This is a genomic window from Maritimimonas sp. 2405UD52-3, assembly GCF_056591715.1.
Genome location: NZ_JBWQOL010000001.1, coordinates 698,283 through 717,974, shown reverse-complemented (window position 1 = coordinate 717,974; position 19,692 = coordinate 698,283). Strand labels below are relative to the sequence as shown.

Below are 19,692 nucleotides of genomic sequence, written 5' to 3'. Positions count from 1 at the left end.
TTTTAATTCACTAACTCTAATTGCTTTTGACGTAATACCTTAACAACTGTCAAGAAGTCTGTTGCGCTGCTTATATATTGAATGGCAAATTCTTTGCTAGGCGAAAACTCTTTTATTTGATACACCAACTTTGAAAAAGTAGTATTCAATTGCAATGTGCCTGTGGATACATACAGCTCATCGAATTGCTTAATGATTCCGGCATGCGTATTGGTTTTATGATTATCAGCAATTAATATGGCTTTAGCAGAATTTACCATAGAACTATAGGCACGGTAAATAGCATTAGAATAGACTTGATTTTCAAATGATCTTTTTGCATTGTCTATTTTTTCTTCACTTTCTAAAAACAATGTCGCTACTAAATCGATCACAACACCGGCGCACTCACCAATACCAATTGCTTTTATATATTTCTGCTCGTTACCCCAATCAATAAAATCATCTTGAGTAAGGTTATCTACATTAGATAAATCCGTTAGGAGTTCATAAAAGTATCTTTCTCCTTTATCTTCGTAATACTCCGTAAAAAGTTTCCCTTTGGCATTAGCTTCAAAATCATTTAAAATTCTTCTTAAAGCTTCAGGCCCTCTTTTACTTGGTATCTTAACTACTTTGTCTGCAAAGCGCCCTTGACCATTACCAAAGTTCCCTCCACCAAGTAACACCTGAAGTGCAGGGGCCACCAATTTGTCTTTTGTTCTAATTGACATACCCTGAAAGCCAATATTCGCCATATTGTGTTGCCCGCAGGCATTCATACAACCACTAATCTTGATCACTAAATCGTCTTTTTCAAGATATTGAGGATATTCAGCTTTCAATACACGCTCTAATTCATCAGCTATTCCTGTACTGCTGGCAATTCCCAAATTACAAGTGTCTGTTCCCGGACAAGCAGTAATATCTACTGCTTTATTATAGCCTACTTCAGTAAAGCCTAATTTTTCTAGCTCTTGATAAAAGAAAGGCACTAAATCTTCCTTTACAAAAGGAATTAAAATGTTCTGACGTAAGGATAAACGGATTTCACCTGCTGCATAATTTTCAACTAAATCTGCTAATAATCGAGCTTTATCAGTATAGAAATCGCCTAATAAGACTTTTATACCAATTGCTACATAACCCTTTTGTTTTTGAGCTATTACATTTGTAGATTTCCATAAGTCAAAGGCTTTATGATCTTTAATTTCAATCTCAGGTACTTCAGCTTTTACGGGAATAGAAGCTTGATATGTCTCAGCATCAATAACTACAGTTTTATTTGGGAGGGCTTTTTGTTCTTCTGCAACTAATTCTTTAAAAGCATCTAAGCCAATATCTTTGATCAAGAATTTCATCCTTGCTTTTGCCCTACTTTTTCGCTCTCCATAGCGATCAAAAATCCGCAATACACCTTCCATTAATGGAATAATCTTGTCTGAAGGTAAAAAGCTGTATAACTCATCAGCATGTCTGGGTTGCGAGCCTAAACCGCCTCCTAACATAATTTTAAAGCCTCGAATACCATTTTCTATCTTAGCTATAAATCCAATATCATGCATATAAGATAGCCCTGTATCTTCGTCTGAAGATGAAAATGACACTTTGAATTTGCGTCCCATTTCCTGACAAATAGGGTTTCTTAAAAAATATTCAAAAACCGCCTGCGCGTAGGGTGATACATCAAATGGCTCATTAGGATCTATACCTGCAGTTTCAGAAGCCGTTACATTTCGCACTGTGTTACCACAAGCCTCACGTAAAGTAACTTCATCCTTTTCAAGTTGTGCCCATAACTGTGGAGTTCTATTCAAATCCACATAGTGAATCTGAATGTCTTGACGCGTTGTAATGTGTAGTCTTCCTGTTGAGTACTCATCAGAAACATCACAAATACGTTTTAACTGATTGGATTTTACCTTCCCATAAGGTAACTTGATCCGAATCATCTGGACGCCCTCTTGTCGCTGGCCATAAACTCCACGAGCCAAACGAAGGCTTCTGAATTTTTCTTCGTCAATCTTTCCCTTTTGAAAAAGCTCAATCTTATTGGCTAATTCAATGATGTCTTTTTCAACTACCGGATTTTCTATTTCTGTTCTAAAACTTTGCATTGTAATTTATTGCAAGTGTATTCCACATTCTCTATTTTCTAAAGCTTTAATAGGGTCAAAATAGGTGCTATTTTTTGGCAAGTCATGTGCATCTAAATAAGCGTCTAAATCTGCGTCTGTATGATAATAGTAAGGACTCACCTTTAAAATACCTTGCTTGCTAAAGCTTAATATATTCTTTGATTTTCTTAATTCTGTTTGACGTTCTCTAATGTTGGTAAACCATAATTCAGGTTCATGTTCAGCTAACGCCCTTTTAAATGGCTCAAGCTTCACGATCTCAGTAAACTCTTTATGTTCAGGAGTATCAACTTCCGGGTACCCCAAAGTAGCTTCTATAAAAGCCTTGCTCTTTAAAGGCACATATGAGTCTATGTTTAATTGAAATCTGCGCATCAATTCTAAAGCATGATCATAGGTTTCAGGAATGTTATAACCTGTATCACACCAAACTACATTTATAGCAGGGTCTTTTTGGAAAAAAGTATGTAACAAAACTGCTGAGTACTTACCAAAACTTGTTGTTACTATTCTTTTATCAGTTAATTGTAGTGCCCAATCTATAATTTCATATGGCGTTTTATCGCTTAACTTTTTATTCCAAAATTCAATATCAATTGTATCTTTTAACATGTGGTTAATTTTATTTTATAATAATCCTATCGGATTAGTAGGATTACTGTACAAACATAAATACTTATTCTTTAAAAAATCATAATAATTTGATAAAAATTACTTAAAGTTTTTACGAATATGACATTAGATAAGGTCCAAAAGCGTTCGCTTACGGAAGATTGCCAGATTGCTATCTCTAACTTCAATCATCAACTTATTTATGGAGCAGGTTTCTTCATCAGGGCAATCATCACATTTTTCATAAAAATTTAAGCTTACACATGGTACCAAGGCAATGGGACCTTCTAAAATTCTAATGACATCAACCATTCTAATTTCTTTAGGCTCTTTAATCAGGTATACGCCACCACCTTTTCCCTTTTTTGAACCTAAAAATCCAGATTTGCGCAGCGTAAGTAAAATACTTTCTAAAAATTTATGTGAAATATTTTCGCTTTTAGCAATGGCACCAATAGGTACTGGAATTCCTTTTTCTTGGCGCGCAATATATGCCAGTGCTTTAAGGCCGTATTTGGTTTTTTTGGAAAGCATTAAACAAATATATCACTATATTTTGTTCAACGCATTGCTAAGATCTTCAATAATGTCATCTATGTGTTCCAACCCTATAGAAATCCGAACCAAACCGTCAGTAATTCCTACTTCAGATTGCTCTTCTATGGATAGTTTACTATGAGTAGTAGAAGCCGGGTGTGTTACAATAGTTCTTGTATCTCCTAAATTAGCAGACAGAGAACACATCTTGATTGCATTTAAAAATTGCTTTCCTTTTTCTATACCTCCATTTACTTGAAAAGCTACCACATTACCTCCTAACTTCATTTGTTTTTTTGCAATCTCAAATTGAGGGTGAGATTTTAAAAATGGATATTTTACCCAATCTACTTTGGAGTGATTTTCCAAAAATTGCGCTACCGCCAAAGCATTTTCACAATGCCTTTCAACACGAACCGCAAGTGTCTCAAGACTCTTTGATAAGATCCAAGCATTAAAAGGTGATAATGCTGGGCCTGTATTTCTCGAAAATAGATAAATTTCTCGAATTAAATCAGCCTGACCAACAGTTACTCCACCTAATACTCTTCCTTGTCCATCAATTAATTTTGTAGCTGAATGAATTACTAAATCGGCACCAAATTTTATTGGTTGTTGTAAGTAAGGTGTGGCAAAACAGTTATCAACAACAAATAACAGATTGTATTTCTTTGCTATGCCTCCTAAATATTCCAAATCTAAAATATCTACAGCAGGATTTGTAGGAGATTCTACATAAAGAATTTTTGTACGTTCCGTAATCAGACTTTCAACTGCATCTATTTCATCAACTTTAAAATAACTAGTTGAGATATTCCATTTAGGTAAAAACTTGGTAAACAATGAATGTGTTGACCCAAAAACTGATCTGGAAGATAGTATATGATCACCACTATTTAATAAAGCTGCAAACGTTGAAAACACGGCCGACATTCCACTAGCAAAAGCATGACCTGACTCCGCTCCTTCCATTTTATATATTTTTTCTACAAATTCAGAAGTATTAGGGTTTGTGAATCGGCTATATATATTTCGTTGTTTCTCTTCTGCAAATGATGCGCGCATCTCTTCAGCATCTTCAAAAACAAAACTTGATGTTAGATACAAAGGATTAGAATGTTCCTGAAAGTTAGAACGTTCTAATTGCGTACGAATCGCCTCAGTTTCAATATGAAAATCTTGCTTTTTACTCACTAAGCTATATTTATCTTGTGCTTTGAGAAAATGGGTTCTAAAAATGAGGTTAACTGATCAAACTCTATAAGAAAAGCATCATGCCCGTGAATGGATTGAATTTCATGATAAAAAACATTTAAACCTAGGTTCTTTAATTGATCATATGTATTTCGACTTACATCAGGTGTGAAAAACAGATCTGTATCTACTGCAACCAAATGAATTGTTGATTGAATTTTGCTAACCACAACATCAAAATCTTCATTTCTGGAAATATCAATTGTTTTTAAAAGCTGATTGATGAACTTATAGGATGCCAATTGAAAACGGTCTCTTAACTTATTTCCATGGTGTATCAACCAACTCTCAATGTTGAAAATTTCTAAATTTTCATTGATAGTTCTATTAAATTTTGCTTTAAAAGACTGTGGTGTTCTGTAGCACATCATCGCATGGATACGAGCGTCTTCAATAGGTTTGTTAGAATTATTTAAAATATTATCCTGCAAAAAGCAGTTCGCTATTAACCAGTCTGTAGATTTCCAATCTGTTGCAACCGGTATTAAATGTTCTATTAAATTAGGTTTCAGGGCTGCCAGCTCCCAGGCGATACCACCGCCTACAGATCCACCTATAACAGCAAAAAGTATATTTATTTTTAACTCCCGAAGCCCTAGAACAAATATTTTAGCCACATCTATTGCAAGAAAGTCTTTATAGTTATGAATTAATGAGGTCTCATCACCATCAAATGCATTGCCAGGAATATTGAAGGCTAATACCGTATAAAATTCCGTGTCTATACATTTATTACAACCTATTAAATCTTTCCACCAACCATCTTCTCCTGCTACACTTGAATTTCCGGTCAAGGCATGATTGACCAATACAATAGGTGCTTGATGCAAGGGTTGACCAAAAATTTGATACGACAATTTTAGTGAAATTGCCGTACCACTTTCAGTCTTATAATTATCAATATTTAAATAATTCAGATCACTCATTAGCTTTCTAAAACCGATTTAGGAATCGCCTTAAATGCTGCTTTTAAATCAGCTTTTAAGTCTTCCAAACCCTCTAAACCAACAGAAAGTCGAATCAAATCTTTAGTAACTCCTGTTGACTCTTGGGCCTCTTCATTTAATTGCTGATGTGTAGTACTTGAAGGATGAATAATTAATGATTTTGTATCACCAATGTTTGCCAATAACGAAAATATCTTCGTTTCATCAGCCACAGTTTTTGCAGATTCATAACCTCCTTTAACACCAAAAGTAACAATACCACTTTGACCTTGAGGCAAATACTTATCTGCTAGTTGTTTGTAATCACTTGTCTCTAATCCTGGGTAATTTACCCAAGCTACTTCATCTTGTTTTTGCAACCATTTTGCCAATGCTAGGGCACTTTGACTATGTTGTTTAATTCTTACAGGTAGTGTCTCTAATCCTTGAATGATCTGAAATGCATTAAATGGGCTCAAAGCTCCTCCAAAATCGCGAAGCCCTTCTATACGAACTTTAGCAATAAAAGCTGCTTCTGCAAGTGCTTCATGATAAACCAACCCGTGATATCCTGCAGAAGGTTCCGTAAATTCAGGAAACTTGCCATTGCTCCAGTCAAAAGTGCCGGCATCAATAATAACACCTCCCAGTGCAGTACCGTTACCATTGATATATTTGGTTAATGAGTGAATAACAATATTTGCTCCATATTCAATAGGTTTTAGTAAATAAGGTGTTGCCACTGTATTGTCAACAATTAAAGGAACTTTAGCAGCCTTCGCTTGTCTTGAAATATCTTCAATATCTAATACATCTAGTTTAGGATTTCCTAAAGATTCTACAAAAACAGCTCTAGTATTTTCCTGAACAGCCGCTGAGAAACTATCAACTTCAGAAGGGTCTACAAATGTAGTTGTAATACCAAATCTTGGCAAGGTAACACTTAGCATGTTATAGGTACCACCATACAAACTGTTTGAGGCTACAATATGATCTCCTGTTTTTAAAAGTGTGAGTAATGTTGTTGCAATAGCTGATGTGCCTGACGCTGTTACCACGCCTGCAATTCCTCCTTCTAATGCAGCTAAACGTTGCTCTAAAATATCATTTGTTGGGTTATTAATTCGTGTATAAATATTTCCTGTTTCCGCCAATGCGAATAAGTTTGCAGCATGATCTGCGTCGTTAAAAACGTACGCCGTAGATTGGTAAATAGGGACAGCTCTTGTGCCAGCATTTTGCTGCACATCGTGTCCAGCATGTAGTGCGTTGGTTGCAAATTGTTGTGTGCTCATTTTTCTTTACTTTTTTCGTTAATGAATAAATTAAAAAGCCAAATGCGTCTTACGACGTACTTAATAGAAAAATGTTATAAGAAATTATAGAAAGTACAGAAAGTAATTTCTTTGAGTTATCTATCCAAGCAATGTTTGGTAGAATTTAGCACCTTCTTAATCCTAAAAATCCTTAGAAAAAAGGGTTGCTAAGGTTTCACGGGGTCTAATCCCTCCACCTTTCTTGATAACATTTCAATAAGTAATTGAACTTAGCTACAAATATTCTAAAAGAAAATTCAGTTGACCAAATTTTTTTAAAGAAAACTGATTATTTTTATATATATAGCAAGTTTTATGCATTCAAATTTTATTATTCTCATCAAAACCAATTCTCATATCTTAATTTTTCTTGATTAATCAAATGAATTCATTTATGCATAATTTGAGAAAATTTAAATTATGAACTTCTAGTAATGCTAAATATTTTTCTAAATTTGTAGCCGATTTCAGAGGAAAGATTTGAACTGATTGCAACCTCGTTTAAAAATGCTAAAGCAGTAATGAAATACTTCATTAAGCGACCAAGCAATCACTCTTTGTTTTCCTATTTTAATTTTAATCAAATTTTATGTCATATTTATTCACTTCTGAGAGTGTTTCAGAAGGACATCCAGATAAGGTAGCAGATCAGATTTCTGATGCATTAATTGATAATTTTTTGGCTTTTGACCCAGAGTCTAAAGTAGCTTGTGAGACTTTAGTGACTACCGGGCAGGTAGTCTTGGCTGGCGAAGTAAAATCAAATACTTATTTAGATGTTCAAAAAATAGCCAGAGATGTCATTAATAAAATAGGATATACCAAAGGTGAGTATATGTTTGACGGAAATTCTTGTGGCGTGTTATCTGCTATTCATGAACAGTCTGATGATATAAATCGTGGTGTAGACAGAGACTCAAAAGAAGAGCAAGGTGCGGGAGATCAAGGAATGATGTTTGGATATGCCACCAATGAAACAGAAAACTATATGCCTTTGGCATTAGACCTTTCACATACTCTTTTAAAAGAATTGGCGCTGTTACGTAGAGAAAATGAGTTGATTAAATACTTGCGTCCGGATGCTAAAGCACAAGTGACCATTGAATATTCAGATGATAACGTGCCTCAACGTATTGATTCAATTGTTATTTCTACTCAGCATGATGATTTTGCTTCTGAAGAAGCCATGCTTGATACTGTTAGAAAAGATATCGTTGAAATCTTGATTCCTAGAGTAAAGCAGAAGTTAGCACCAGCGGTTAGAGAATTATTTAATGACAATATTAAATATCACATCAATCCTACCGGTAAGTTTGTGATTGGTGGCCCACATGGTGATACCGGTTTAACCGGAAGAAAAATTATTGTAGACACCTATGGTGGTAAAGGTGCTCATGGTGGTGGTGCTTTTTCTGGAAAAGACCCAAGTAAGGTAGACAGAAGCGCTGCCTATGCGACGAGGCATATTGCTAAGAATTTAGTGGCTGCAGGTGTAGCTGATGAGATTTTAGTACAGGTGTCTTATGCCATTGGTGTGGTTGAGCCCATGGGAATTTTTGTGGATACTTATGGCACCTCTAAAACTGATTTTACAGATGGCGAAATAGCTAAAAAAGTGGCTAACATTTTTGATATGCGTCCGCATGCCATTGAAGAGCGTTTAAAATTGCGTCAACCTATGTATAGTGAAACAGCAGCCTATGGACACATGGGGCGAAAAAATGAAACTATATCAAAAACATTTACCCAGCCTGATGGTAAAAGTAAAACGCTAGATGTGGAACTCTTTACCTGGGAAAAATTAGATCATGTTGATATAGTGAAAAAAGCATTTGATTTATAAAATCTTAACCTTACTGTTAAAAAGCCCTAAACCATTAATCTAGGGCTTTTTTTCTAAGGCATCCAGTCAGGCGGTTTTACAAGAACTAGAAGCTTATTTTTGAGACCATCTATACTGTTCATTTTATTAAACAAGCGACTGATTCCATGAAAAAAGACCTTAATGGGATTCGTTGAATTTATCGGTTGCGAAATACCATAGCGAACTTTTTCAACTTCAGGTTCAAACGTCCCCAGCATCCTGTCCCATATAATTAATATTCCTGCATAGTTTTTATCCCAATATTGACGATTGGATCCGTGATGCACTCTATGATGCGAAGGAGTATTGAAAATGTATTCAACTAGTTTCATTAATTTTCCTATGACCTCAGTATGCAATAAGGTTTGAAATACCTGCACAAAGACTTCGGACAACAATACTAAGATCGGATCAAACCCTAACATCACTATTGGCAATGAAAATACAATAGGCATAATAGCATCTAAAGGACCAAAACGATACGCTACTGACATGTTAAAATGTGGTGAACTATGATGAACCGTATGTGTTGCCCAACCAATACCTATACGGTGCATCATCCTATGTTCCCAGTAATAAGCAAAGTCTGCCACTAATACACAAGCTATAATCGTTGCCCAATTCAACTCTAGATGTGGTAGACTGAAGTTGTTGTATATCCAAAAATAGACTTTGGTTACAGCTAATAGTCCTAGGATAATTTCAATTAAAAAGAAACCTCCAAAAGTGATAATGTTTGCAATTGAATCGAAAATCAAATCCTTATTTAAGCGCTTTAAATACGCATAGCGAATTAATTCTAGCACAAAAAATGGGACTATAATATATAATAGACTCAAGTCATTCAGCACATAAAACCAGTAGTCAACGTCGATCCAATCTAATTTTTTTGAAAGAAATTCTATCATAACTTATTGTCTTTTCCAGGTTTCAACATCACCATAACCATAATAGTCATAACTTAATTTAAAGGTATTTTCATCTACCATATCAATGGCACATTTCACTTCATATTGCTGCCCTTCATATTCAATTTTATAAATGCCTTTTCCTTTATAACCATCAAATTTTTTAATAACTAATGTTTTTGAACCTTCGGCCTTTTCAGAATTACCATCCTTATCTTCATATCTATAAGTGTAGGCATTATAGGTTTTTCCTTCTTTCTTGATATTATATACTACAGCACCTTCAAAATTCTCATTATTGTAAGTTACTTTCCATTCTCCGATAATGTAATCGGTATTTACATCATACTTCTTTGACACTACCTCTAAAGAATCTTCAGATTGATACTCCTTTTCAAGACCTTTATTTCCGTCTATAATTTCTTCCGTTGAACTTGCGGATGAAGCCATATTTTTCGAAGCATACGTTGCTAGATGCGCTCCACCAGTAATTAAAATTATGATTGCTAAACTTCTAAATAACAGTGTTGAATTTTTCATGGCTTTAATTTTGTTGAATATAAAAAAACGCTTCTGAACCATCTGAACATAACAAACGATCACCCTCATCAAAAATCAAATTACCACCATTGCTTTGTATTTTACTCAATGTGTCCTTCAAATCTTCTACTGTAAAAATAACCGCCCAATACTCATACTTTCCTTTAATGGTATTGTCTACTTCATTAATATTAGCGATATGCTCACCTTGAATATTAAAAACTTCATAATAATTTTTATAAACTTCTTTGAAGTTCCACTGAAATAAATTTTTATAAAAATCAATGGCTTTGCTAGCATCAGAAACATGCAACTCATTAAAAGCAAAAGTATTTGGCTCATTGTGGGTTCTGGAATTCAATATATTTCCTTCATAAACAGTAAAGCCTGCCCCTAGCGTATCACGAATTAAAGCGATGCTACCTATATCATTATTTGCATCTACCAATTCAATAATACCGCCCAATGATTTTGCCTTTTCTACAGTTTTTAAAACGCTATCAACTTGAATATAAGACATCCAAAACGATGGCATATTGATTCTTTGAAATTTTTCAGGAGTTTCATACAAACCCACCACTTCCCTATCTCCTTTATAGGCCGTTAAATATCCTTTAGCACCATAATAATCCCATTTAAAAACCGCTTTATAAAACTCTTCAGTTTTTATTGGGTTGTAACTGGATAAATCTGCCCATATAAAATTATTTTCTATCATTATTAATTGTTTAAAAATTATAAGACAAAAATATCATGGGGTTTTCTTTTGATTTTTGATCTATGTCAAAATGTTTAAATATGCTAACATTGAATAAAGAGCTAAAAATGTCCAGATGATTATCATTATCCAGTACAACTTTGGAGAATCTTTTAACGAAACTTCTTCTACAAAATGGATTTTTTTGCTTTTAATCATATTAATCAAACCTAAAAAAATAAATAAAGCCCAGAACCATCCCCAATTAAAATAAATAGCCAAAGCCATTAAGATAAGTGCTAGTATGGTCTTCCAATATTTAAACATATACTCAAATAATTATCAGTACCTATTTTCTGATCCTGCTTAGCGTTTCTTGGCTAATCCCTAACATAGAAGCTATATGCCCAAGATTGGCACGCAACGTAATGTCAGGATATACCTTAGTTAATAAGGTATACTTCTCCCTAGCAGATAAAAAATAATATCCTTTATAAAAATCGTCAATCAGCGCAAGTTGTTCTTCAATAATGAGTCGACCAAAACGTTCTAATTCAGGAAATCTTTCATACAAGTCTTGCCATTGTTCATAGGTCAAACCGATTACTTCAGATATTTCAGTAGTCTCCAAATAGTCTTTTGAAGGTGTTTGAGACAGGTAACTATACCAAGATGTCACAAGACTATTCTCAGTATATATCCAGTGCGTGATATCCTTACCATCTTGATAAAAAAAAGTACGTACTGTTCCTTTAGATAGAAAGTACAAATACTTACAGGTTTTTCCCTCTTCAGATAACAGTATTCCTTTTTCTAATTGTTTGACTTTAGCAAATGCACTAATTTTGTCCTCTGCCTCTTTGGAGAGATTAATGTATTGCTCTATGAAGTTAATGAATGCTTCCATTAATCGCAATTTTCTTCTTTACAAAAATTGTTTTTTGTTTCAAACTCTAAGGTTATATGCTGAATATTTTCATGTTGCAACTCATGCTTTAGCTCTGTTTTAAGCTTTGAAATTTCATCTAATGTATAATCTTTATCTAAAATAACATGTGTAGTCATGGCATTTGTATTGGTACTTAATGCCCAGATATGAGTGTGATGTACTTTTTGAACGGAATCTTTAGCTAATATTACTTCCTGAACTTTCTCAACGTCAATGTTCTTAGGTACACCATCAAGTGTCAACTTTATACTTTCTTTCAGCAAACCCCAAGTGGTAATTAAAATAACAATGGCTATGACAACACTAACTATTAAATCTATTTCATTCCAACCGGTATAATGAATTAGAACTCCTGATATCACCACTCCAACAGATACAAGTGCGTCTACTAATAAATGTAAAAAAGCACCTTTGATGTTAATGTCATCTTTTTGTCCCTTATAAAATAAAAAGGCCGAAACAGTATTTATAACAACTCCTATTAACGCCACAATGATGATAACCCTACCTGAAACTTCTGGTGGTGCATCAAAACGTTCAATGGCCTCTTTTGCTATATTAAAGACTACCGCTACCAATAAAATAGCATTGATTAACGAAGCTAAAATAGAAGCTTTTTTATAACCGTAGGTGTATAATTTAGTAGCAGCTTTCTGTGTAAGTTTTAATCCAACCAATGAAATAATTAGACTCGCAACATCACTTAAATTATGTGTAGCATCAGCAATTAAAGCTAAAGAATTATGAAGAAACCCATAAACAAATTCAATGAGCGTAAATGCAGCATTTAACAAAATACCTATATAAAAGGCCTTATTTATTTGAGATAAATCAGAGGGACCATGGTGATGATGCCCTTCATGATCATGTTCTGCCATTTTCTTAACTAAAAAGTAAATATAATAATTAGATTTCTCCTTTTATAGGATTGTGTAAATTTGTCCCATGGTAAAAATTGGTGACATAGAACTCCCAGACTTCCCGCTACTACTAGCACCTATGGAAGATGTCTCTGACCCACCGTTCCGCGCTTTATGTAAGGAACAAGGTGCTGATGTGGTGTATACTGAATTTATTTCAAGTGAAGGATTAATTAGAAATGCTGCAAAAAGTACCATGAAACTCGACATTTATGAGAAAGAGCGCCCGGTAGGTATTCAGATTTTTGGAGCAAACCTAGACTCTATGCTACAAACAATTGATATTGTTGAGAAATCGAATCCAGACATTATAGATATTAATTTTGGATGCCCGGTTAAAAAGGTGGTTTCTAAAGGTGCCGGAGCAGGTATTCTAAAAGATATTTGCCTAATGGAAAAGCTCACTGCAGAAATGGTAAAGCGCACTAATTTACCAGTTACTGTCAAAACACGTTTGGGTTGGGATCATGATTCTATTAAAATTGTGGAAGTTGCAGAACGCTTGCAAGATGTAGGGATCAAATCTATTGCCATTCATGGGCGCACACGAGCACAAATGTATAAAGGCAATGCCGATTGGAAACCTATAGCAGCTGTAAAAAATAACCCAAGAATGCATATCCCTGTATTTGGTAATGGTGACATTTCTTCGCCAGAGCGCGCCAAAGAAATGCGTGATGATTATGGATTAGATGGCGCCATGATTGGACGTGCTACCATTGGTTATCCATGGTTTTTTAATGAAGTAAAACACTATTTTAAAACCGGAGAAAATCTACCAAAACCTACACTAGAAGAGCGTGTAAAAGTGGCACGACGCCACCTTGAAATGTCAATCGATTGGAAAGGTGAACGTTTAGGAGTGGTTGAAACACGTCGTCATTATACTAATTACTTTAAAGGGATACCCCATTTTAAGGAATACCGTTTAAAGATGGTGACTTTAGATGATCCTCAAGATATTTACAATGTCTTTGATGAAGTTCTTGAAAAATTTGCCGACCATCAATTTGTTTAGGATGCGCAATTTTTTTATTCTTTTTATCTTTTTTGTACTATTAAATTGCACAAATTTTGGGCAATTAAAAGTATTAGCTGATCTGCCTACATCTCTAAAAGAAGTTTCCGGAATTGAAATTACCGCCAACTCAGATTTGATCTGGATGTTAAATGACAGTGGTAATAAACCAGAATTATTTGGTTTGAATAAAAAAGGAACGATAAAAAAAGTACTAAAAATCAATGCTAAAAACCATGACTGGGAAGACTTGACATCAGACCCTAAAGGGAATTTATATATTGGAGATTTTGGAAATAATGCCAATAAACGAAAGAATCTGGTTATTCTAAAGGTTAATGTTTCTGATCTAAAAAGCAATGAAAAAATTGATATAGAACGTATAAATTTTAAGTACCCCAATCAGGAAAAATTTCCACCCAAAAAGAAACAACGGCATTTTGATAGTGAATCCTTTTTCTTTTACAAGGACAGTTTATACATTTTTACAAAAAGCCGCGTAAAAAATAAGTTCGGTAAAACTAATCTCTATAAAATACCTGCTAAACGCGGCAATCACATAGCTACTTATATTAATTCATTTGAATCATGCAGTAATATGGAATGTTGGATTACTTCAGCCGATATTTCTAATGATGGTAAAAAAGTAGTTTTGCTTAATCATAAATCCGCTTGGTTATTTACCGATTTTACAGGCCATGATTTCTTCAATGGTAAAACAACCGAACTACCTTTTAAAGCAGATCTTTCTCAAAAAGAAGGTATCTGTTTTAAGAATGACAGTACGCTTTATATTACTGATGAACTGGCACATGGTTCCGGTGGAAATTTGTATGAATTTTCTATAGTGCAAAAATGAAAGACCTAATTGAAAATTAGTGTCATCCTGAGCTTTTCAAAGAAAAGTGTGAGAATCTGTTAAATTCTGTACGACTTTTCATCTTCATTTAAAAGTTAGATTACTATCCTGGATTCCTGCGTTCGCAGGAATGACAAGTAAATACTTAACTCGATCAGCGTGGTATTAAATGTTGATAAAATTCCGAAACAAGTTCAATATGACAGAATACTCATAACTCAACACTCTTAACTCATAACTTGATTGGTCTCATCAAACCTTCTTGCGTAACAGATGCAATTAATTTACCTTCACGTGTAAAGATATTTCCTCGGCAAAACCCCCGTGCATTATGGGTGCTAGGCGAATCTAGGGAATACAATAACCAATCATCAAAGTCAAAATCATTAAAGTACCACATAGAATGATCTAAACTCGCAGTTCTGGTATTGCCCCAATGTGCCTCGCTTGCATGTGGAAAAAACATGACCGATAAAATATTATAGTCAGAAATATAAGTTAGTATTTGTTGCTTTACCGCTAAACTAAGTCCAGAAGTATTGCCTTTCAACTTAAACCAAACATCTGTATATGGTGGTAGGTTTTGCTCTCCCACCGGGTTTAAATTCTTAACGGGTTTAAAATCTACGGGTCTAGGGATATCCAAAAAAGCTTTTAGGCTTTTTGGTAGCATTTCACCAAACTTCAGTGACATTTCTGACCAACTCAACAACTCTTCAGGTTTTTTGAGATTGGTTTTCATTTCAAAATGATGTGCATGACCGTCTTCTTTTTGATGAAAAGAACAAGCCAAAATAAAAATAGTGAGGCCCTTTTGTTTTGCAGTTACCCTTCTTGTAGAAAAACTCCCTCCATCACGCATAATTCCCACTTCATACTGTATAGGTAAATCTAAATTACCAGGCTCTAAAAAATAACCATGCATAGAATTCAAAATCCTATTATTGTGAATAGTACGGTAGGCCGCATTGATAGCTTGGGCCAGTACCTGGCCTCCAAAGACATTAGGGCTTCCAATTGTAATATTCTCCCCTTCAAATACAAAGTCTTCTAATTGTTTAAGAGCTAAGTGCTCAATAAGATCTTGTGTTAAGTTCATTAAAAGTTATATTTTTTTCGCAGTCTTTCTACTAATTTCCCAATGGTTAATCCCTGTACTAAAATAGAAAACACGACCACTATATAGGTAATGACTAAAAACATATCACGATGCATCTCTTGTGACAACCCTAAAGCAAGTGCTATAGAAATTCCGCCACGTAAACCACCCCAGGTCATTATCAAATTAGTTTTAGGAACAAAATCAAGTTTCTTTTTAAATAGATTGACGGGTAAAAGCAGTGAAACATAACGACATAACAAAATAATAGGAATTGCTAATAAACCAGCTACTATATAATTACCGTCATATACCAGAACAAGCATTTCCATACCAATTAAAACAAATAAAATGGCATTAAGTAATATGTCTATAAGCTCCCAAAATTTATCAACGTACAATTCTGTAGTTTCAGACATCACCGAATCTCGAATCGTATCATTTCCTACTACCAACCCGGCAGTCACCATTGCTAAAGGAGCGGAAAAATGTAGTTTTTGGGCAATAATAGTTCCCATCATAACCATAGCAAGAGTGATGATTACTTCTATATCAAAATCATCAATGGACTTCATCATTCTGTAAGTTATCCATCCTAACAGCAATCCAAAACCAACACCACCAAGCACCTCTTCTACAAAAAGTAGTGCAATTTCACCAACATTAACTTCACCATTACTAGAAGAAGCAATATTAAATATGGTTAAAAATACGACCACACCCACACCATCATTAAAAAGTGATTCACCAACAATTTTGGTTTCCAATTTTTTTGGAACTCCAGCTTTTTTCAAAATCCCTAATACAGCAATAGGGTCCGTAGGAGAAATCAAAGCGCCAAATAAAAGGCAATAAATGATAGCCACTTCTAAGTCTAATAGTTGCAACAAAAAAAACAGTGCTCCTCCTACCAAAAAAGTAGATGTTAAAACACCTAATGTAGCAAACAAAAAAATGGGCCAACGTTGAACTCTCAATTGCTGAAAGTTGGTATGCATCGCTCCTGCAAATAATAGAAAGCTCAGCATATGATCCATCAACAAATCTTTAAAATCAATCTGTCTTATGAGCTCAACTTCTGCTTGCAATAAGGTGTCATCATAATAACTTAATGCAAAAACTGCCATGGTATAGATGATGGTAATGAGCATCAAACCGATGGTGTTGGGCAGCTTTAAAAAACGAACATTGATATAGCCAAAAATGGCAGATAGTGTTACTAATATGGCAGCAATCAGATAATAGTCCATGCTTAAGAATTAAAGCATGAATGTAGCCCCTTTATAAAATAATTGCAACCATCTTAGTATTTTTTTTAGGTGAATTATATAAACTAACTGTTAATTTCTTTAAAATGAGCATAAAAACTTAAAATAATAGCGGCAGAAGAAAATAGGGTCATTAAGGTACCTGGCATAAAGTTTACATAGCCTCCTAAATCCATAAAAATAAAGTATCCTAAATCGGCTAGGCCGCCACAAATAGCTGCTAAGAAAATCGCATTTTTGTTACCTTTCCAAACATAAAAAGCGCAAATAAGCGTTACTAGACCAATCCAAAACAAGTTAAAACCATGTTGCCCTAGAACGGCTCCTGCCGCATTAGGATAATCAGCTTGTAAGGTTGCAGGGGCAATAGCATCAGCAATTCCAGCTACAGCTCCTGTTATATCGCCAGATACTGTTTTCGACATAGTTAGAACACCAGCTAGAATATGAACCAGTCCCCAAATGATCCAAAGTACTGCTGAAATTTTTAATAGTGGTTTTAGATTTTTCATTATTTCAATTTTGAATTAGTTCACAAAAATGATTTAATAAAATCTAATTTGCATTAATCGAGATTAAGAAATGGTTCTATTTAGTCTGAAGATATTGACTTTTAGCTTTACTTAAAGCTTCAGGCGTAACACCTAAATAAGATGCGATCATTTTTTGCGGTACACGCTCAACAATTTGTGGGTAGGTCTTTATAAAATGCTTATAGCGTTCAATTATAGAAGAACTCATCAGCATGATAACTCGTTTTTGCAATGCATCAATTCGTTGTACTATTTTATGCACATCTCTTTTTGCAATTTCAAAATCTTTTATTCTAATAATAACCACTGAATCTTCTATGGCATCAATAAAAAGATCGCCGGGTAATTCAGGTGGTAAATGATCTGTCATTACTGTACCTTCAGATGCAAAAAGAAAAATATGTTCTTTGCCTTTTTCATCAATAGAATAACTTCTTAGTAATCCTGATAGCACTTCAAACACCTTAGTATTCACTTCACCTTGTCTCTGAAGAATTTGCCCTTTTTTGATTTTGATTTTTTTCAATGCTCAGAAGAATGTTTGATATATTTTTCTACCACAACTGCGGTAATAATTACCATATAAAACTGTCCTACCAAACCCACTAATATAGCCGCCTTTTGTGCTATGGGAATTACAGGAACTATTTCACCATAACCAATAGTGAGTAGTGTAATGTAGGCATAATACAAAATACCATCTGAATGTATTGCCATATCACTACTTTCCATTAAAATACCAGCAAAAGCTCCAGGATTCGTTAGCTCTATAGACATAAATAGAAAGAATGCTAAAAAACCTAATGAAATATAACCACTCATCAAACCCATAATCACATTTTTGGTGACTCGCTTTGCTTTCCAAACCTGCCCAATGATATTCCACGTTACCAGAATATGAAACACAAAATAGATAGATAAACGAATTAAAATACTCTCAGTATTTTCTGTTCTAGAAATCATGTCTGATCCAAAAATAAATGCAGCAACAGCAAAAAGAACAATAGAAAACCACATTAACTTTTTCTTTTTAGAAATCATTAAAATTCCGGCGGCAATACTTATTAAATATAGCAAAGGCAGTAAAGAGTACTCAAAAAAATCATGTGGAAAAAACAATGATCCAAACAAGATGGCCAATTGTGTCACCAAAAATATTTCGAAACGATTTTTGTAAAGTGTTTTTATCATAGAGCAGTTATGGTATGAATATTCACTTCCTTTTGTTTACCTTTTAAGATAACATTACCCAAAGATTTTGTTTTTAACAGGACATTAATTTTTAAATCTTTCAATAATTTTTCTGAAAGTAACAGGGTAACATTGTGCTTGTTACATTCGGCCTGAATTCTTGCAGAAGTATTAATTACATCACCATGGTAAGCCAATTCTTTCTTTACAAAACCTACTTCTGCCACCATTAATGACCCCCCATGTAAACCAGCTTTAAATTCAGGAAAGACACCATATTTTTCAATATAATAGTCTTTTTTAGATTGGCGTTGTGCTTCAAATGCAAAAAAGACACCCACACAGTTGTTATTAACCAAACCTTTTTGGTAGGGCCAACACAGTACCGCTTCATCGCCAACATATTGATATATTTCGGCATTATAATCCAAAACAACTTCATTTAAATCATAAAAGCAATCTTGAATAAACTGACTATATTTATGATGCCCTAATTGTTCTGCAATCTCAGTAGAACTTTTTAAGTCAAGAAACATAAAAATACGTTCTTCTTCACGCGGTTTTTTATAACGCCCAAGTAGTAATTTTATAAAAACACCAGATCCAAAACGTTCCATGGCTATTCTTATAAAAGAAAAAACTATAGAAGCAATTACAATATAAAAAATCAATGCCCAGGCACTGCGATCTTCACGCCACCAACCTAACTCAGTATTGAATTCTATCTCAAAAATTTTTGAAGATATTTCTAAGGTAATTGTAAATACTACAATGGTACAGACAAAATATACAACCGTCTTTAAAATAAGACTTAACCCTAAACTTAGACGCTTTGAAATTAACTTATCAAAAAAGAAATCAATTATAGCGTATAAAATACCTAAAACAGCACCAAGACTAATCAATACAGAGAAAGGTCGTATAAATGATCTAAGCCCTAAAAACTCTTCCTGAACCACAATACCAGGTTCGCCTTCTATCCCAAAATACCTAAATACAGCATAACAACCTAATGCAAGTCCCCAAAATAATAAAGACTGCCAAAGTAATTTTAAAAAACTCGTTGCATCTCTATGCATGGTAA

At 34.2% G+C, this 19,692-nt stretch carries 20 protein-coding genes and 1 riboswitch; of the genes, 3 read left to right on the top strand and 17 right to left on the bottom strand.

What is annotated here, in order from left to right; translation table 11 throughout:
- Positions 1–2: 2 nt before the first annotated feature.
- The 6 genes from AC1EU5_RS03335 to AC1EU5_RS03310 all read right to left on the bottom strand — a co-directional run bounded on the left by AC1EU5_RS03335 (position 3) and on the right by AC1EU5_RS03310 (position 6,741).
- The gene (locus AC1EU5_RS03335) at positions 3–2,096 is read right to left on the bottom strand and encodes a HEPN domain-containing protein (RefSeq protein ID WP_480190932.1); all 2,094 of its coding nucleotides are present in this window, start codon (positions 2,094–2,096) and stop codon (positions 3–5) included.
- A gap of 6 nt (positions 2,097–2,102) precedes the next feature.
- Positions 2,103–2,729: a phosphoadenosine phosphosulfate reductase domain-containing protein gene (locus AC1EU5_RS03330; RefSeq protein WP_480190931.1), complete on the bottom strand. Its 627-nt coding sequence runs from the start codon at positions 2,727–2,729 to the stop codon at positions 2,103–2,105.
- A 126-nt stretch (positions 2,730–2,855) separates the two neighbouring features.
- Entirely contained in the window at positions 2,856–3,263 is a 408-nt protein-coding gene (locus tag AC1EU5_RS03325; protein WP_480190930.1) for an RrF2 family transcriptional regulator, read from the bottom strand.
- Positions 3,264–3,278: 15 nt separating this feature from the next.
- A complete protein-coding gene (locus tag AC1EU5_RS03320; RefSeq protein WP_480190929.1) occupies positions 3,279–4,460 on the bottom strand; it encodes a trans-sulfuration enzyme family protein in 1,182 nt (393 codons plus the stop codon).
- Positions 4,460–5,446: an alpha/beta fold hydrolase gene (locus AC1EU5_RS03315; RefSeq protein WP_480190928.1), complete on the bottom strand. Its 987-nt coding sequence runs from the start codon at positions 5,444–5,446 to the stop codon at positions 4,460–4,462. Before AC1EU5_RS03315 ends, AC1EU5_RS03320 begins: the two co-directional genes overlap by 1 nt.
- Entirely contained in the window at positions 5,446–6,741 is a 1,296-nt protein-coding gene (locus tag AC1EU5_RS03310) for an O-acetylhomoserine aminocarboxypropyltransferase/cysteine synthase family protein (RefSeq protein ID WP_480190927.1), read from the bottom strand. Before AC1EU5_RS03310 ends, AC1EU5_RS03315 begins: the two co-directional genes overlap by 1 nt.
- 113 nt (positions 6,742–6,854) lie before the next feature.
- Positions 6,855–6,974, bottom strand: a riboswitch (SAM riboswitch).
- A gap of 377 nt (positions 6,975–7,351) precedes the next feature.
- Between AC1EU5_RS03310 and metK the strand changes: the two genes are divergently transcribed.
- Positions 7,352–8,605 carry a methionine adenosyltransferase gene (metK, locus tag AC1EU5_RS03305; protein ID WP_480190926.1) on the top strand — a complete coding sequence of 418 codons (1,254 nt, stop codon included), beginning with the start codon at positions 7,352–7,354 and terminating at the stop codon, positions 8,603–8,605.
- A 53-nt stretch (positions 8,606–8,658) separates the two neighbouring features.
- Here the strand turns inward: metK and AC1EU5_RS03300 are convergent, their stop codons facing one another.
- From AC1EU5_RS03300 to AC1EU5_RS03280, 5 genes are all read right to left on the bottom strand, one after another.
- Positions 8,659–9,534, bottom strand: a complete 876-nt coding sequence (locus AC1EU5_RS03300) for a sterol desaturase family protein (protein ID WP_480190925.1) — start codon at positions 9,532–9,534, stop codon at positions 8,659–8,661.
- Between the two features lie 3 nt (positions 9,535–9,537).
- Positions 9,538–10,074 carry a hypothetical protein gene (locus AC1EU5_RS03295; protein WP_480190924.1) on the bottom strand — a complete coding sequence of 179 codons (537 nt, stop codon included), beginning with the start codon at positions 10,072–10,074 and terminating at the stop codon, positions 9,538–9,540.
- 4 nt (positions 10,075–10,078) lie between these two features.
- Positions 10,079–10,792 (bottom strand): VOC family protein, encoded by a 714-nt coding sequence (locus AC1EU5_RS03290; protein ID WP_480190923.1) that lies wholly within the window; start codon positions 10,790–10,792, stop codon positions 10,079–10,081.
- 328 nt (positions 10,793–11,120) lie between these two features.
- Positions 11,121–11,678: a Crp/Fnr family transcriptional regulator gene (locus AC1EU5_RS03285; RefSeq protein ID WP_480190922.1), complete on the bottom strand. Its 558-nt coding sequence runs from the start codon at positions 11,676–11,678 to the stop codon at positions 11,121–11,123.
- A complete protein-coding gene (locus AC1EU5_RS03280) occupies positions 11,678–12,598 on the bottom strand; it encodes a cation diffusion facilitator family transporter (RefSeq protein WP_480190921.1) in 921 nt (306 codons plus the stop codon). Before AC1EU5_RS03280 ends, AC1EU5_RS03285 begins: the two co-directional genes overlap by 1 nt.
- 67 nt (positions 12,599–12,665) lie before the next feature.
- Here AC1EU5_RS03280 and dusB point away from each other — a divergent pair, with 67 nt between their 5' ends.
- Both dusB and AC1EU5_RS03270 read left to right on the top strand, forming a co-directional pair.
- Positions 12,666–13,658, top strand: a complete 993-nt coding sequence (dusB, locus tag AC1EU5_RS03275) for a tRNA dihydrouridine synthase DusB (protein WP_480190920.1) — start codon at positions 12,666–12,668, stop codon at positions 13,656–13,658.
- Position 13,659: 1 nt separating this feature from the next.
- Positions 13,660–14,517: a hypothetical protein gene (locus AC1EU5_RS03270; protein ID WP_480190919.1), complete on the top strand. Its 858-nt coding sequence runs from the start codon at positions 13,660–13,662 to the stop codon at positions 14,515–14,517.
- A gap of 232 nt (positions 14,518–14,749) precedes the next feature.
- Here the strand turns inward: AC1EU5_RS03270 and AC1EU5_RS03265 are convergent, their stop codons facing one another.
- The 6 genes from AC1EU5_RS03265 to AC1EU5_RS03240 all read right to left on the bottom strand — a co-directional run bounded on the left by AC1EU5_RS03265 (position 14,750) and on the right by AC1EU5_RS03240 (position 19,687).
- Positions 14,750–15,616 carry an acyl-CoA thioesterase gene (locus tag AC1EU5_RS03265; RefSeq protein WP_480190918.1) on the bottom strand — a complete coding sequence of 289 codons (867 nt, stop codon included), beginning with the start codon at positions 15,614–15,616 and terminating at the stop codon, positions 14,750–14,752.
- The gene (locus tag AC1EU5_RS03260; protein WP_480190917.1) at positions 15,616–16,866 is read right to left on the bottom strand and encodes a cation:proton antiporter; all 1,251 of its coding nucleotides are present in this window, start codon (positions 16,864–16,866) and stop codon (positions 15,616–15,618) included. The genes AC1EU5_RS03265 and AC1EU5_RS03260 overlap by 1 nt, the downstream gene beginning before the upstream one ends.
- An 83-nt stretch (positions 16,867–16,949) precedes the next feature.
- Positions 16,950–17,396, bottom strand: a complete 447-nt coding sequence (locus tag AC1EU5_RS03255) for a hypothetical protein (protein ID WP_480190916.1) — start codon at positions 17,394–17,396, stop codon at positions 16,950–16,952.
- Between the two features lie 76 nt (positions 17,397–17,472).
- Positions 17,473–17,943: a Crp/Fnr family transcriptional regulator gene (locus AC1EU5_RS03250; RefSeq protein ID WP_480190915.1), complete on the bottom strand. Its 471-nt coding sequence runs from the start codon at positions 17,941–17,943 to the stop codon at positions 17,473–17,475.
- Complete coding sequence (locus tag AC1EU5_RS03245) at positions 17,940–18,608, bottom strand: ion channel (protein WP_480190914.1); 669 nt, start codon at positions 18,606–18,608, stop codon at positions 17,940–17,942. Before AC1EU5_RS03245 ends, AC1EU5_RS03250 begins: the two co-directional genes overlap by 4 nt.
- The gene (locus AC1EU5_RS03240; protein ID WP_480190913.1) at positions 18,605–19,687 is read right to left on the bottom strand and encodes an adenylate/guanylate cyclase domain-containing protein; all 1,083 of its coding nucleotides are present in this window, start codon (positions 19,685–19,687) and stop codon (positions 18,605–18,607) included. Before AC1EU5_RS03240 ends, AC1EU5_RS03245 begins: the two co-directional genes overlap by 4 nt.
- Positions 19,688–19,692 lie beyond the last annotated feature (5 nt).

Excerpts from the sequence above, each read along its gene's own strand:
- AC1EU5_RS03335 (WP_480190932.1), bottom strand. The coding sequence starts at position 2,096 with ATGCAAAGTTTTAGAACAGAAATAGAAAATCCGGTAGTTGAAAAAGAC.
- AC1EU5_RS03330 (WP_480190931.1), bottom strand. The coding sequence starts at position 2,729 with ATGTTAAAAGATACAATTGATATTGAATTTTGGAATAAAAAGTTAAGC.
- AC1EU5_RS03325 (WP_480190930.1), bottom strand. The coding sequence starts at position 3,263 with ATGCTTTCCAAAAAAACCAAATACGGCCTTAAAGCACTGGCATATATT.
- AC1EU5_RS03315 (WP_480190928.1), bottom strand. The coding sequence starts at position 5,446 with ATGAGTGATCTGAATTATTTAAATATTGATAATTATAAGACTGAAAGT.
- AC1EU5_RS03310 (WP_480190927.1), bottom strand. The coding sequence starts at position 6,741 with ATGAGCACACAACAATTTGCAACCAACGCACTACATGCTGGACACGAT.
- metK (WP_480190926.1), top strand. The coding sequence starts at position 7,352 with ATGTCATATTTATTCACTTCTGAGAGTGTTTCAGAAGGACATCCAGAT.
- AC1EU5_RS03300 (WP_480190925.1), bottom strand. The coding sequence starts at position 9,534 with ATGATAGAATTTCTTTCAAAAAAATTAGATTGGATCGACGTTGACTAC.
- AC1EU5_RS03295 (WP_480190924.1), bottom strand. The coding sequence starts at position 10,074 with ATGAAAAATTCAACACTGTTATTTAGAAGTTTAGCAATCATAATTTTA.
- AC1EU5_RS03290 (WP_480190923.1), bottom strand. The coding sequence starts at position 10,792 with ATGATAGAAAATAATTTTATATGGGCAGATTTATCCAGTTACAACCCA.
- AC1EU5_RS03285 (WP_480190922.1), bottom strand. The coding sequence starts at position 11,678 with ATGGAAGCATTCATTAACTTCATAGAGCAATACATTAATCTCTCCAAA.
- AC1EU5_RS03280 (WP_480190921.1), bottom strand. The coding sequence starts at position 12,598 with ATGGCAGAACATGATCATGAAGGGCATCATCACCATGGTCCCTCTGAT.
- dusB (WP_480190920.1), top strand. The coding sequence starts at position 12,666 with ATGGTAAAAATTGGTGACATAGAACTCCCAGACTTCCCGCTACTACTA.
- AC1EU5_RS03270 (WP_480190919.1), top strand. The coding sequence starts at position 13,660 with ATGCGCAATTTTTTTATTCTTTTTATCTTTTTTGTACTATTAAATTGC.
- AC1EU5_RS03265 (WP_480190918.1), bottom strand. The coding sequence starts at position 15,616 with ATGAACTTAACACAAGATCTTATTGAGCACTTAGCTCTTAAACAATTA.
- AC1EU5_RS03260 (WP_480190917.1), bottom strand. The coding sequence starts at position 16,866 with ATGGACTATTATCTGATTGCTGCCATATTAGTAACACTATCTGCCATT.
- AC1EU5_RS03255 (WP_480190916.1), bottom strand. The coding sequence starts at position 17,396 with ATGAAAAATCTAAAACCACTATTAAAAATTTCAGCAGTACTTTGGATC.
- AC1EU5_RS03245 (WP_480190914.1), bottom strand. The coding sequence starts at position 18,608 with ATGATAAAAACACTTTACAAAAATCGTTTCGAAATATTTTTGGTGACA.
- AC1EU5_RS03240 (WP_480190913.1), bottom strand. The coding sequence starts at position 19,687 with ATGCATAGAGATGCAACGAGTTTTTTAAAATTACTTTGGCAGTCTTTA.